Raw genomic sequence first — 13,544 nt, 5'->3', positions numbered from 1 at the left:
CGACTCTGAAGGACCCGACATGCTCATCCACCCCTGGGACGCACCACAGGACGACACCGAGTGGCAGACCTGGCTCGCCGCCCACGACTTCGGGCAGCTGGCCGTCAACGGCCTGCCCGGCGAACCCCCGTTCGTCCAGCCGCTGCACTTCGCCTACGACCCGGACAGCAATGAGGCGTTCACCCACCTCGCCCGCCCCAACCCGCTGTGGCACGCCCTCGAGGCGAACCCACGGGTGACGCTCAGCGTCGTGGACGACTACACGTTCATCCCCGGCCCCTGGCACGCCCCCGAGGGCGTGCCCGCCGAGCACGGCACCCCGACCAGCTTCTACGCCGCCGTCCAGTTGCTCTGCACGGCGCATGTCATCGACGACGAGGCGCAGAAGGCCGCCGTGCTGCACCGTCAGCTCGCGCACTTCCAGCCGGCCGGCGACTACGCGCCCGTCGCCCCCGGGCAGGACCCGTTCGGCCGGCTGCTGCCCGGGATCCGCGGCATCCGGCTGGAGGTGACCGAGGTCCGCGCGAAGTTCAAGTACGGCGGCAACAAGCCCCGGCGGATGCAGCAGCGGGACGCGGAGCGCCTCGCGGCGCGGGCCGCCCCGCACGACGAGGCGGCCCGCGCCCACCAACTGCGCCGGCTGGCGGCCTCCGACCCGGACCGGGCCTAGGACCGCCTTCGGCGGTTCAGCTCGCCCCGGCCGCCGCGCGGCGGCCGGCCGAGGCCAGCCGGGCCTCCTCCAGGCCCAGCGCCGTCACGGCGCCGAGCAGGACGACGGTGCCCAGTACGGTCGCGCCGGTCAGCCGTTCGCCGAGGACGACGACGGCGATGACGGCCGCGGAGACCGGTTCGATCAGTGCGATGACGGAGACCGTCGCCGCCCGGACCACCGCGGCGCCCGCGAAGTACAGCCCGTAGGCGAGTGCGGTCGGCACGGAGGCCAGATAGACCAGCAGCCACAGGGTGTGGCCCAGGTCCGCGCCGCGCGGCGACAGCCCTTCCATCAGGGCGAGCGGGAGCAGGGTCACGGCGCACACCGCGAACGCCCACAGCGAGGTCATGAACGGTCGCCGCCGTCGCCGCCGCGGCCCATCCAGCGGGTCAGCAGGGTGATGCAGGCGTAGCCGGACGCGGACAGCAGCGCGAGCCCGACCCCGGCCGGGGCCACGGACCCGCCGCCGTTGCCCAGGACGAGCACCGCGAGCCCCGCCAGAGCGCCGGAGACCGCCACGGCGCCGCCGCGGCCGAGCCGTTCGCCCATGGTGAGACGGGCGACGACCGCGATGATGACCGGGCCCGCGCCCAGGGTGACGACGGTCGCGACGGCCAGTCCCGTCGACTGGACGGCGCCGAAATAGGCGGTCTGGAAGACCGTCAGGCCGAGACCGGTGGCCAGGATGCGCAGCACCGCGCGCCGCCGGGGTTCCTTCCTGGCCGGCGTCCGGACGGTGCCGCGACGGCGGCGGACCAGCCGGACGAGCAGCAGCAGCGCGAAGCCGCCGGCGGTGCGCCAGAAGGTCAGGGCGATGGGGCCGAGGCCGCTGCTCCCCATGAGCAGCGCGGCGGCGGCGCCCGCGGTGCCCCAGGCGGTGGCGGCGAAGGTGATGTAGAGCAGGCCGCGTCCGACGGACGGGGCAAGGGTGTGGCCATGGATCGACGGCACGAGTGTTCTCCCGCGGAGGACTTGAGATGGTCGCGTGGTCCCGTGTGCGGGCAGCCGCGACCTGCTCGGGTACGTGCCCGAGCCGGGTCGTCCGTGGGGTGGCGGCCCGCCTAGGAGGCGGGCGGCGGCAGAACGGTGAGGTGCATGATCGTCACCTTACGAGGCGGGGACGCACCCCTACAAGACGGTTCCAAGGCGCGAGATCGGGGGCGCGAGGTCCGAAACACGAGATCCGGGGGCGCGGGATCCGAGAAACGTGATCCGGGGCGCATGATCAGGGGCGCGAGATCCGGGGCCCGCCGGGCGGCGCCGTCCTCAGACCAGATCGGGCTGCGGCAGCGGTTCGACCACCGGCTTGTTACCCCCACTGCGGGTGGTGGTCTGGGCCACGAAGGCGCCCGCCAGCACCAGCGTTCCGCCGATGATCTGCGGTACGCCCAGGTGTTCGCCGAGCAGGATCCAGGCGAACACGGTCCCCACCACCGCCTCCAGGCAGGCGACCACTCCGGCCACCTGCGGGGTCAGCTTGCGCACGGCCAGCACCCCGGTCAGATACGCGACGACCGTCGCCACCAGGACGATCCACCCGACGAGCAGCACCGCGGGCACCTGCTTGTCGCCGAGCGCGGCCTGATGGCCCAGCACTTCCCAGTTCATCCCCCACGGCCGCGCCACGACGGTCATCACCGCGGCGCCGATCAGCAGCCCGAAGGCGATGACGGCGATCGGGTCGGGGGCGTCCTCGCCCTCCGTGCCGTGGTCGGCCAGGACGAAGTAGCTGACCTGGCAGCAGGCCGCGCCGAAGGCGAGCAGCAGACCGAAGGCGTCGAAGGCCAGCCCCGACCACACCTCGACCACCGAGGCCATGCCGCCGACCGCCAGCACCACCCCGATCGCCGCCGCCCGGCTCACCGGCCGGCGCTGCACGAAGCGCACCCAGCCCAGCAGCAGGGCCGGGCCGAGGAACTCGACGAGGATGGCGACGCCCACCGGGATCCGGGATATCGCCGCGAAGTAGAACGTCTGCACACCCGCGATGGCGAGCAGGCCGAAGCCCACCAGCAGTCCGGGGCGCTGCCGCAGCAGGGCGCGGTGGCGCAGCGCGACCGGCAGCATGATGAGCGCCGCTCCCGCCACGCGGAGCCACACCACATCCAGCGGGTCGAGTCCCGCCTCGATGAGCGGTTTCGCCGCTACTCCTGAACCACCGAACGCGAACGCCGACGCCAAGGCGAGCCCCAGCCCCGCGTTCCTCCCCTGAGACGCATGCATCGGGCCATGATGTCAGCTCGCGACAGGTCCTTCGTCCAGGTAGCGGCTGACGTCCAGACCGGCGGTCCGCAGCACCTCGACGGCGCGGCTGTGCGGGTCGGCGGCCAGCGCGTTGAGCAGATCGATCCCGTCGGCCTGGCCGCGGCCTCCGTGCTGGGCCGAGCGCACGGCGGTGCGCATCGCGGCGGCGGCCGCCGGGCTCCAGCCCGGGGTGCTCTGCGCGGTGACCACCGGCAGCGCACCGGAGTCCTCGACCGAGCCCTGCCACTCCAGGCCATAGCCGATGCTGCGCTGAGCCAGGTACCCGAGCACGCGCACCACCTGCCCGCCGCCCGCGTCGCAGGCGTCACGGGCCCGGGGGTCGGTCTCCAGCAGGGAGTGCAGCAGATGGGCGGTGTCGATCTGCCGGTCCCCATCCCGCCCGGCCCGCCGCCGGGCACTGGCCGCCACCGTGCGCAGCTCCACGCTCAACCGCGTGTCCTCGTCGGGGTGGGTCAGGTCCAGGGGCCGGGCTTCGCTGTGCACATACCCCACCCCATCAGGGCGGGCTGGCCGGAACATCCCCGTCAGGGGCCATGTCCGCATCCCCCCGAAGGCGGGGTCGTCCGGCCGGCCTCATCCCCGAGGATGACTCACGACCGGACCACTCATGACCGACCACTTACGACCGGACGCTCACGACCGAACGCTCACGGCCGGACCGCTCACCACCTGATGCTCACCACCTGACGCTCACGGCCACAGCAGTCCCCGCTTCCAGTCGTCGCCCTGCCGGGCGTAGTGCAGCCGCACATGGAAGCCGTCCGGGTCCCCCTGGAAGAACTCCATCTCGTCGGCCCGCAGCCGGTAGACGGTGTGGCCCGCCGGAACGGCCCGCGGGTCGGCCGCGACCAGGTCCGCGGCCCGCCGCCGCTCCTCGTCGTAGGCATCGGGCCCGGCCAGCGGGGCGCTCATCCGTCCGGTGAACCCGGCGATCCGGGAGGCCTCGCGACGGCCCAGGAAGTCGCCGCGCGCGATCCCGGCGTCCAGCGCCTCGACGGGGCCGGCCGCCCGGATCTGGCGCCCCTGGGGCGGCCAGTACCAGCTCAGCGCCGCGTGCGGGTTCGCCGACAGGTCGTGGCCCTTGTGGCTGCTCGCGTCGGACGCGAACACGAACGTGCACGCGTCGGCGCCGAGGCCGCGCAGCATGAGGACCCGCGCCGAGGGCCGCCCGTCGCGGTCCGCGGTGCTGAGCGTCATGACATGGGGCTCCGGCACACCCTCGTCCAGCGCGTCGTCCAGCCAGCGGGCGAACTGGCGCCCGGGAGAGGGGTCAGCGCCGTCCGGATCGAACCGCGGCAGGGGTCCGGCCAGCACCGGAACGGCGCGCAGCCGGGCCGGCAGTTCCTCGTCCATATGTCCTCCTGTTGAGCGCGCAACCGCCATGGCCCCGATCTTCGTCCCTCACAGGCACGAATAACCGCCTGCCCCGCCCTGGGGAAGGAGAGCGATGGCCAAACCGCTGCTTTTCCTCGACATCGACGGCGTCCTCAATCCGGTACTGCCCTCGGCGGAATTCACCGCGTACGACATCCTGGACCACACCGTGCTGCTCTCCGCCGCACACGGCGCGTGGCTGCGCGAGTTGTCCGCGGTCTACGAGCTCACCTGGGCCAGCACCTGGGAGCACGAGGCCAACCGGCAGATAGCCCCGCGGCTGGGCCTGCCGGTGCTGCCGGTGGTGGAGTTCGGCCGCTACCGCCCGCGTCCCGGCGATCCGCGGCTGCCGCGCGCGGACCTGTTCACCGGCCGGAAGTGGGCGCCGATCCTGCGCCACGCCGGCGGCCGTCCGTTCGCCTGGATCGACGACGTCATCCCGCGCCGGCTCGCCCGGCAGGCGCGTTTCCGCCCCGACCGGGTGCTGCTGCGCATCAATCCAGGGCACGGCCTGAACCGGGGTCATGTGGACCGGTTACTGAGCCGTGGGCCGCTGCCGACCCGCAGCGTACGGCTGGCCCGCCGAGAATCTCTGACGGCTCATCAGTTCTGACGCTTCATCAGTATTGAATGTTCGGGCAGCTGCGACTACGTTCCGCGACACCGTCGCTGCGCGCGAGCCGCAGCGCCTTCGCACAAGGAGTGATCGCATGGCCGAAGTCTCCGCACAGGCGCGCATCGCGGCCCCGGCCGAGAAGGTCTGGAGGCAGCTGACCGACTTCGCGTCGTACGGCCAGTGGAGCGCCACCCACACCAGTTTCCCGAAGGGGGGTCCGGCGCCGCTGGCGGCCGGTGCCACCTATCAGGAGAACATGAAGATGATGGGCTTCCCGGCCGAGGTCACCTGGACCGTGGAGGCCCTCGAGGCCGAGCGGGTGCTGGGCATCGCGGGCAAGGGCCCGATGGGCGTCAACCTCAGCATGCGCTACACCCTGACCCCCGACGGCGACGCCACCGAGCTGCGGATCGACAGCAGCTTCGCCGGCGCCGCGGTCGCCATGATGGCGGGCAAGCTCAAGGACTCGGCGACCGCCGCCCTCAACGAATCGCTGCGCAAGCTGGCCGGCCTCGTCGAGTAGCGACGAAGACGAAAGGGCCGGGCGCACGGACGGGTGCGGTGCGGACGGTTCCGGTGCGGACGGACGGTTCCAGTGCGGACGGTTCCGGTGCGCACGGACTCCGGTGCGGACGGACGGGTGCGGGGCGGCGGCAGGGACCGACCGCCGCCCCGCACCCGCCGGCTCAGCGCACCGTCACCGCCGCGCTCTTGTCGCCCGCCGAGAAGGTGTACGCGCCGCGCTCGACCTTCTGCGCGCCCGCGCCGTCCAGGTCGCCCGGCGTCACCGCGAGGGTCCCCGCCGACACCTGCAGCCGCACCGTACGGGTCTCCCCCGCGGCCAGGTGCACCTTGGTGAAGGCGACCAGCCGGGTCGCCGGCGTCAGGACGTCACTGGTCGGCCGTGACACGTACACCGGCACCACCAGATCGCCCGCCTTGGCACCGGTGTTGGAGACGGTCACCTTGACCCCGACCGGGTCGCCGGCCCGTACCACCGCCTTGTCGGCCGTGATCGCACCGAAGGCGTAGGTGGTGTAGGAGAGACCGGCGCCGAACGGGTAGGCCGCGTCGTACGAGGACTCCGGCCCGCCGTTGGTGCCCGGCAGCTGCTGGTAGTACAGCGGCTCGTTGCCGATGTGCTTCGGCCAGGAGACCGGCAGTCGGCCGCTGGGGTTGACCGCGCCGAACAGCACGTCGGCGATCCCGTGGCCGCCCTCACTGCCCGGCAGCCAGGACATCAGCAGTCCCTGGGTGCCGTCCGCGTCGCCGAGCGCGAGCGGCCGGCCCGCGATGACGACGGTGACGACCGGCTTGCCCGCCGCCTTCAGCGCCTTGACCAACGCCTGCTGGTCCGCCGACAGTTCGGGCCGCGGGCTGTCCGCGGCGCCTTCCGCCGCGGCCTTCTCGCCGACGACCACGACGGTCAGATCGGCGTCCGCCGCCTGCGCCACCGCGTCGGCGGCGGTCGTGGCCCGCACCACCTCGGTGCCCGCGGGCGCCGCCTCCTTGATCCCCGCCAGCACGGTCGTGCCCGGCAGCGTCACCCCTTCGGGGACACCCTGCCAGCCGATGGTCCAGCCGCCCGCCTGGTCGTTGATGTCATCGGCGTAGGAACCCGCGACGACGATCTTCTTGGCCGCCGGGGAGATCGGCAGCACCCCGCCGTCGTTGCGCAGCAGCACCTGCGACTCGGCGGCCGCCTTGCGCGCCAGGTCCTTGTCCGCCCCCAGCACCGCGGCGTCGGCCTTGGCCGCGTCCACGTAGGGGTGCTCGAACAGGCCGAGTTCGAACTTCATCCGCAGGATCCGGCCGGCCGACTCGTCGATGCGCTTGACCGACACCAGACCGCGGTCCACCGCGGTCTTCAGGCCGGTGCTCCACTCCTTGGCGAAGTACGGCTCCATGGCCATGTCCAGGCCCGCGTTGACCGCGAGGGCGATCGCCTCGGGGTAGTCGGCGGCGAGCTTGTACTTCGTCTGCAGCGCCCGGACGTCCTCCCAGTCGCTGACCGTGACGCCCTTGAAGCCCCACTGGTCGCGCAGCACCTTGGTGAGCAGGTACTTCGAGGAGGTCGCGGGGACGCCGTTGATGGCACCGGAGTTGACCATCACGGTCTTCGCACCGGCCTGCACGGCCTGCTTGTACGAGGGCAGCAGGGTGTCCTGCAGATAGCGCATGGAGACGTCGGCGGGCACCCGGTCGTGACCGTTGGCCGGCTCGGAATAGCCGCCGAAGTGCTTCACGGTGGCGACGACGTGCTTGGCGCCGTTCGCCGTGTCGATGCCGGTGACGCTCGCGGCGGCCAGCGTCCCGGCCAGCAGCGGGTCCTCGCCGAACGTCTCGTAGTAGCGGCCCCAGCGCTGGTCGCGGGCGAGGTCCGCGACGGGCGCGAAGTTCCAGTCGATGCCGGTCGCCGCGACCGAGCGCGCCGTGGAGGCCCCCGCCGCCTGGACGGTGGCCGGGTCCCAGGTGGCGCCCAGGCCGATCTGGTGCGGGAAGACGGTGGCGCCGAGCACGTTGTTGTGGCCGTGCACCGCGTCCACCCCGTAGAGCACCGGGATGTGCAGCCGCGAGTTGTCGACGGCGTACTTCTGTACGGTGTTGACCATCTTCGCCCACTCGGCGGGCGTGTTCACGGCGGGCCCCATGCCGCCGCCGGAGAGTATCGAGCCGGCCGCGTAGTCGCCCAGCACCGACTTCATGCAGGTCTCGTTGAGGGCGCCGCCGCTCCACTCGCAGTCGCCCTGGACCCGGGCGACCGCGATCTGGTCCATCTGCCCGATCTTCTCCTCCAGCGTCATCCGCTTCAGGAGGTCCTTGACGCGCAGATCGATCGGCGCCCTGGCGTCGGTGTACCGGGCCGAACTCCCGGCGGTGGCCGGTACCGCGCCGACCGCGGCGACACAGGCCGCGGCGGTGGCCAGGGTGACAAGTGCTCTGAAGCGGGTCCTGGGGGACTTCATTGGCATCGCGCGTGGCATCGCAGCATCCCGTTTCTGTCGGGCCCCAGTGGCGGAGCCGCGTTACGTAAACGTTTCCGGTGCGCCGGAAGTCTGTCTTCGCCATGACACATCGTCAAGACTGTGTGCAGCACACACCCTCGCCACTCCAGGAACAGGTGCAATCGCCGTGAACATCCGCGAACTGGCTCTCCGCAGCGGTGTTTCGACCGCTACGGTCTCCCGCGCGCTCAACGACCGGGCCGAGGTGAGCGAGGCGACCCGCGACCGTATCCGGCGACTGGCCAGCGAACTCGGGTACGCCCCGAACGAACCCGCCCGCACGCTGGTGCGGCGCCGGTCCGACACCATCGGCCTGGTCTGGGACACCGGCTACGAGACCCTCGGTTTTCAGCATCCGTTCCTGCAGGGCCTGTTGAGCGCGGTGCGCAACGCGCTCTCCGAGGCCGACTACCACCTGATGCTGCTCACCACGTCGGGTCCCGACGACGCCGACACCACCTATCTGCAGGCGGTGCGGCGGCACAACCTCGAAGGCGTCGTCGTGCTGGGCACCCCCGCCGACAACCGCGCCCTGCGGGCCCTCGCCGCCTCCGACGTCCCGTGTTCCGGGATCGACGTCGCGCTCAGCGGCCCCCGCACCGTCCGGGTCACCTCCGACAACGCGGCCGGCGCGGCGGCCGCCGTGGAGCACCTGTACGCCCAGGGGCACCGCCGGATAGCCACCGTCACCGGCCCGCTGTACCTGCCGCCGGCCGCCGAACGGCTGGCCGGATTCCGCCGGGCGTGCGCCCGGCTCGGGCTGGACGTGCCCCCGGAGTACGTGGTCACGGGGGACTTCTTCCTCAACAGCGGCCAGGACGCGGTGCGCACCCTGCTCGCCACGGAGCAGCCGCCCACCGCGGTCTTCGCGGCCGGCGACCAGATGGCGATCGGCGCGCTGCACGCGGCCGCGGACGCGGGGCTCTCGGTACCCGGCGATCTCGCGATCGTCGGCTTCGACGACATCGACGCGGCGTCGCTGGTCCGCCCGGCCCTGACGACCGTCGCCCAGGACCAGCGCGCGCTGGGCTCGGCGGCCGTCAAGGCGCTGCGTGGACTGCTGGACGCCGATCCGGCAGAGCCGGCCGAACCCTGGATCGTCCCGACCCGGCTCGTCATACGCGCGTCGAGCCGACCCGGGACATAGTGCCCCGGGCCGGCTCGTAGGTCGGACTCCGGCCTCAGTCCTCTTCCGCGAGGATGAGGTAGAGCTTCTTACGGGCTTCGTTGACCACGACCAGCGCCTTCTCGCGCTGGGCGGGTGTACCGGTCGACCAGACCTGCTTGAAGGCCTCGACGAGTCCGCCGCCGGCCTTCCGGATCTCGTTCATGGCATCCCAGTCGACGCCCCGGCCGGCCTCTTCCCACGGGGCCTCGGCCCCCGCTTCGGATTCGGTCCGGCCGGCGTCGGTGAGCGTGAACAGCTTCTTGCCGCCCTCGCTCGCGCTGGTGATCAGGCCCTCGTCCTCCAGCAGCTGCAGCGTCGGGTACACCGAGCCGGGGCTCGGCTTCCACGCGCCGCCACTGCGTTCGGCGATCTCCTGAATCATTTCGTAGCCGTGCATCGGCCGGTCCTTGAGCAGCGCCAGGATCGACGCGCGTACATCGCCGCGCCTCGCCCGGCCCCGGGGCCCGCCCCGACCGCGCCCGCCGGGGCCGCCGAAGGGGCCACCCCCGAAGGGCGGTCCGAACGGTCCGAAGGCCGCACGGCGCTGCTCTCCTCGTTCTCCCCGGCCATGGTGGCCGGGTCCGCGGTGTTCGTGTTCATGTCCTTGGGAACGCATGGTTACGCTCCTTCCATCGTTGATCGGTCGCGATGCTTCAACGATATATCGGAAGCGTTCGTTCGGCAACCCTCTTCCGGGCCACCTCCCCTCGATTGGCTCTGGCCTGCGGTTTCACCGCTGTCTACGGTCGTCCCATGCGGATTCGAATCGTCGACGCCTTCACCGACCGGCCCTTCGCCGGCAATCCGGCCGGGGTCCTGCTGCTGGACGCCACCGCGTTCCCCGACGACGGCTGGATGCAGCGGGTCGCCTCCGAGGTCAACCTCTCCGAGACGGCCTTCGCACACCGCCTCGAAGGCACCGCGGACGCCCCGGAAGCCGACTGGGCGCTGCGCTGGTTCACCCCCGCGGCCGAGGTCGCCATGTGCGGGCACGCCACGCTCGCCACCGCTCATGTGCTGTTCTCCACGGGCGCCGCCACCTCACTGGTGCGCTTCGCCACCCGCAGCGGAGTCCTGAGCGTCCGGCCCGCCGACGGCGGTGCGCTCACCATGGACTTCCCCACCGCACCGCTCACCGCGGTCACACCGCCGCCCGCCGTGGCGCTCGCGCTCGGCGCGGAGCCGCTGGCCGGGTACGACACCGGCCCGGACGTCGGCGACCTGCTGGTCGAGCTGGCGGACGAGGCGGCCGTGCGCGCCCTCACCCCGGACTTCGCCGCGCTGGCGGCGCTCGGCCCGCGCGGAGTCATCGCCACCGCCGCGGCGGAAGACCCCTCCCGCGGCTACGACTTCGTCTCGCGCGGATTCTTCCCCGCCGTCGGCATCGACGAGGACCCGGTCACCGGCAGCGCCCACACCGCCCTGGCGCCGTTCTGGTCCGCCCGGCTCGGCCGTACCGAACTGACCGGCCTGCAGGTCTCCGCCCGCACCGGTTTCGTCCGCACCGAACTGCGCGGCGACCGGGTACTGCTCACCGGCTCGGCCGTGACCGTCATCGACGGCGAACTGCACGCGGCGCCGTAGCCGTCCGGGCCGCGCCGGGGACGGCTGTGCCACGGCGGGTGCCCGCTCAACCCGTCGGCAGCCAGCCGACCTTGCCCGCCAGCAGCGCGTAGCCGACGAAGGCCACCGTGTCGATCAGGGCGTGCGCGGCGACGAGCGGGCCGACCCGTCCCCACCTGCGGTAGAGCAGCACGAACACCACTCCCATGACCATGTTCCCGATCATGCCGCCGACGCCCTGGTACAGGTGGTAGGAGCCGCGCAGCACCGCGCTCGCCGCCAGGGCGGCGGCCGGCGTCCAGCCCAACTGCCCGAGCCTGCGCAGCAGATAACCGACGACGATGACTTCCTCCAGCACCGCGTTCTGCACGGCGGAGGCGATCAGGACCGGGATCTTCCACCACACGTCCGGCAGCGACTCCGGCACCACCGTGAGGTTGAACCCGGCCGCGCGGACGCCGAGGTAGAACAGCAGCCCGGTGCCGCCGATCGCGGCCGCGACCAGCGTGCCGCGCCCCAGGTCGCGGCGGGGTTCCTTCAGGTCGAAGCCGATCGAACCTATCCCGACCCGTTCACGGGCCAGCAGGTGCGCGACCAGGGCGACCGGGACCAGGGCGGTGGCGATCCCGAACAGCTGCCAGGCGAGGTCGAGCCAGGGCCGGCCCGGCGCCTGGGAGCCCACCAGGGTGGCCGCCTGGTCCTTGAGCGAACCGGGCTTGGTCAGCGACCCGACGAAACTGATGAGCGCGCCGACACCGCTGGCGCCGAGCGACAGGGCCAGTACGAGCAGGGTCTCGCTCCGCAGGGTCCGCCGCGCGAGCCCGGCCTCCGCCCCGTATGACTCTGTGTGCACCCGAGCCTCCATTTACGTCATCCCGCCTCGGTACCGTTCCCGCTTGGCTAGGGTCTCGAAAAAAGATACGAAGATCGCGCGCGACAGGCCGGAGCACCCCTCAGGAGAGACGCAACAGCCATGGGACGTCACCGCATTCCAGTTGAGCCCCGGGAGGCCGGCGGAGCGCCGCGCCCACGGGTACGCCGCCGCACCATAGCGGTCACCACCAGCTTCGTCCTGGCGCTGGGGGCCGGTACCTTCGTCGTGCTGCGCGGCGGCCTGCTGCCGCTGAGCGGGCACTGCGCGGAGGGCGTGGTCAAGATCGCCGTCGCCGCATCGCCCGACATCGCGCCCGCCCTCACCACCATCGCCCAACAGGCCAGGGCCACCGGTGTGAAGACCGACGGGCGCTGCCTCGACGTCACCGTGACATCGCGTGCCTCGGCCGAGGTGGCGGACGCCCTCGGCAAGGCCCCGACGCACCCCGGCTTCCAGGTCTGGATCCCGGACTCCAGCGTCTGGCTCGACCAGGTGACCATCGGCGGCCGCGGCACCCCGTTGTCCTCGATGACCAGCATCGCCCGCTCCCCCGTCGTCGTCGGTACGCTGCAGGCGCAGGCCAAGGGCCTGGGCTGGCCCGCCAAGGCGTACACCTGGGCCGATTTGACCACGGCCGCCGGGGAGAAGAGCAACTTCCGCCTCGGCACCGCGGATCCCGCGCGCAGCGCGACCGGTCTGCTGGGGTTCACGATGATCACGTCGTCGATCGGCCGCAGGGGCGGTGACGTGGACACCGAGTCGGCCGCCGCGGCGAAGATGCTGGCGCAGTACACCGCCCCGGGCGACGCGCAGATCGTGGCCACCCTGCCCAACGACGGCAGCACGGCCGAACTGCAGAACCCGCAGCGCAACCAGGCGCTGGTGATCTCGGAACAGGCGGCGTTCGTCCGCAACACCGCGGGCGACGGCCGGCCCGGCCTGAAGCTGTTCTATCCCAAGGACGGCACCGTCGATCTGGACTACCCGTACGCGGCGCTGGACGACGACACGCTCTCCACCGACCAGTCCCGGGCCGTGTCGCGCTTCATGTCACTGCTCGGCAGCGACGAGAGCGTGCGGCTGCTGTCCGCCCGTGGTTTCCGGCCGGCGACCGGTGCCCCCGAACCGGCGCTGGTGGTCGCCGCCGGCGGCCAGGAGCCGCAGCCGGTCGGCGCCGAGCCGGTACCCGCACCGACGGGACAGGCGCTGCAGCAGCTGCGCGTCATGTGGCAGATCACCGTGCAGAGCGCCCGGATCACCACGGTCGTCGACGTCTCCGGGTCGATGGCCGCACCGGTGCCCGGCACCGAGGGCAAGACCCGGCTGGACGTCACCAAGGCGTCGCTGCTGCAGGCGCTGACGCAGTTCACGCCCGAGGACGAGGTGGGCCTGTGGCGGTTCTCCACCCGGCTCGACGGCTCCCGCGACTACCAGAAGATCGTCGAGACGGCCCGGCTGGGCGTACGCACCGCCCAGGGCACCACCCAGCGGGACCGGCTGACCGGCGCGTTCGGCGCCCTGCAGCCCGTCGAAGGCGGCGCGACCGGCCTCTACGACACGACACTGGCGGTGTACCAGGACGCCAGGAAGTCGTTCGCCGCGGGCAAGTTCAACACGGTCGTCGTCCTCACCGACGGCGCGAACGAGGACCCGGGGAGCATCTCCCTCGACGCCCTCACCGCCAAACTGAAGGCGCTGGGCGACCCCGCCCACCCCGTTCCGCTCATCGTCATCGCGGTCGGCCCCGACGCCGACAAGGCCGCGTGCGACCGGATGGCCAGGGCCACCGGCGGTGGGGCGTACCGGGTGACGGATCCCGCGCAGATCCAGGCGGTCCTGTTCAAGGCCGTCGTGGCGGCCGCGGCCAGCGCGGCGGCCGCCACCGGCTGACGCCCCCCCGGAGGACACCGCCGGCTGTCGACGCCCGCCGGGGGCCGCCGCAGGGAGCCGGCGACATCCTCCGGGGC

12 protein-coding genes and 1 pseudogene are annotated in these 13,544 nt (G+C 72.4%); 6 read left to right on the top strand and 7 right to left on the bottom strand.

Annotated features, from left to right (window positions below; translation table 11 throughout):
- Window positions 1-19 precede the first annotated feature (19 nt).
- Window positions 20-670: an FMN-binding negative transcriptional regulator gene (locus LNW73_RS29595; RefSeq protein WP_250991994.1), complete on the top strand. Its 651-nt coding sequence runs from the start codon at window positions 20-22 to the stop codon at window positions 668-670.
- Window positions 671-686: 16 nt separating this feature from the next.
- Here LNW73_RS29595 and LNW73_RS29590 read toward each other — a convergent pair.
- The 4 genes and pseudogenes from LNW73_RS29590 to LNW73_RS29575 all read right to left on the bottom strand — a co-directional run bounded on the left by LNW73_RS29590 (window position 687) and on the right by LNW73_RS29575 (window position 4,330).
- Window positions 687-1,663 (bottom strand): annotated as a pseudogene (locus tag LNW73_RS29590) (DMT family transporter).
- 315 nt (window positions 1,664-1,978) lie between these two features.
- Entirely contained in the window at window positions 1,979-2,935 is a 957-nt protein-coding gene (locus LNW73_RS29585) for an EamA family transporter (RefSeq protein WP_250991993.1), read from the bottom strand.
- Between the two features lie 12 nt (window positions 2,936-2,947).
- Window positions 2,948-3,460 (bottom strand): Clp protease N-terminal domain-containing protein, encoded by a 513-nt coding sequence (locus LNW73_RS29580; protein WP_374118222.1) that lies wholly within the window; start codon window positions 3,458-3,460, stop codon window positions 2,948-2,950.
- A gap of 207 nt (window positions 3,461-3,667) precedes the next feature.
- Entirely contained in the window at window positions 3,668-4,330 is a 663-nt protein-coding gene (locus LNW73_RS29575) for a pyridoxine/pyridoxamine 5'-phosphate oxidase (RefSeq protein WP_250991992.1), read from the bottom strand.
- 94 nt (window positions 4,331-4,424) lie between these two features.
- On the opposite strand from LNW73_RS29575, the gene LNW73_RS29570 reads away from it, so the two are divergent.
- Both LNW73_RS29570 and LNW73_RS29565 read left to right on the top strand, forming a co-directional pair.
- Window positions 4,425-4,964 carry an HAD domain-containing protein gene (locus tag LNW73_RS29570; RefSeq protein ID WP_250991991.1) on the top strand — a complete coding sequence of 180 codons (540 nt, stop codon included), beginning with the start codon at window positions 4,425-4,427 and terminating at the stop codon, window positions 4,962-4,964.
- A 97-nt stretch (window positions 4,965-5,061) separates the two neighbouring features.
- Window positions 5,062-5,490, top strand: a complete 429-nt coding sequence (locus LNW73_RS29565; protein WP_138357380.1) for a type II toxin-antitoxin system Rv0910 family toxin — start codon at window positions 5,062-5,064, stop codon at window positions 5,488-5,490.
- Between the two features lie 163 nt (window positions 5,491-5,653).
- Here LNW73_RS29565 and LNW73_RS29560 read toward each other — a convergent pair whose 3' ends face one another.
- Window positions 5,654-7,939, bottom strand: coding sequence for a glycoside hydrolase family 3 N-terminal domain-containing protein (locus LNW73_RS29560; RefSeq protein ID WP_250991990.1), 2,286 nt, complete (start codon window positions 7,937-7,939; stop codon window positions 5,654-5,656).
- Between the two features lie 160 nt (window positions 7,940-8,099).
- Here LNW73_RS29560 and LNW73_RS29555 point away from each other — a divergent pair, with 160 nt between their 5' ends.
- Complete coding sequence (locus LNW73_RS29555; protein WP_250991989.1) at window positions 8,100-9,119, top strand: LacI family DNA-binding transcriptional regulator; 1,020 nt, start codon at window positions 8,100-8,102, stop codon at window positions 9,117-9,119.
- 34 nt (window positions 9,120-9,153) lie between these two features.
- Here the strand turns inward: LNW73_RS29555 and LNW73_RS29550 are convergent, their stop codons facing one another.
- Window positions 9,154-9,756 (bottom strand): PadR family transcriptional regulator, encoded by a 603-nt coding sequence (locus LNW73_RS29550; protein ID WP_250991988.1) that lies wholly within the window; start codon window positions 9,754-9,756, stop codon window positions 9,154-9,156.
- A gap of 137 nt (window positions 9,757-9,893) precedes the next feature.
- Between LNW73_RS29550 and LNW73_RS29545 the strand changes: the two genes are divergently transcribed.
- The gene (locus LNW73_RS29545) at window positions 9,894-10,724 is read left to right on the top strand and encodes a PhzF family phenazine biosynthesis protein (RefSeq protein ID WP_250991987.1); all 831 of its coding nucleotides are present in this window, start codon (window positions 9,894-9,896) and stop codon (window positions 10,722-10,724) included.
- Between the two features lie 46 nt (window positions 10,725-10,770).
- Here the strand turns inward: LNW73_RS29545 and LNW73_RS29540 are convergent, their stop codons facing one another.
- The gene (locus LNW73_RS29540; RefSeq protein WP_250991986.1) at window positions 10,771-11,568 is read right to left on the bottom strand and encodes a CPBP family intramembrane glutamic endopeptidase; all 798 of its coding nucleotides are present in this window, start codon (window positions 11,566-11,568) and stop codon (window positions 10,771-10,773) included.
- Between the two features lie 108 nt (window positions 11,569-11,676).
- On the opposite strand from LNW73_RS29540, the gene LNW73_RS29535 reads away from it, so the two are divergent.
- On the top strand, window positions 11,677-13,467 hold the full coding sequence (locus tag LNW73_RS29535) for a substrate-binding and VWA domain-containing protein (protein ID WP_250991985.1): 1,791 nt from the start codon (window positions 11,677-11,679) through the stop codon (window positions 13,465-13,467).
- The last annotated feature ends 77 nt before the right edge of the window (window positions 13,468-13,544 follow it).

Source organism: Streptomyces sp. RKAG337, from assembly GCF_023701715.1.
Classification (GTDB): Bacteria; Actinomycetota; Actinomycetes; order Streptomycetales; family Streptomycetaceae; genus Actinacidiphila.
This window is presented reverse-complemented; position numbering and strand designations above follow the sequence as displayed.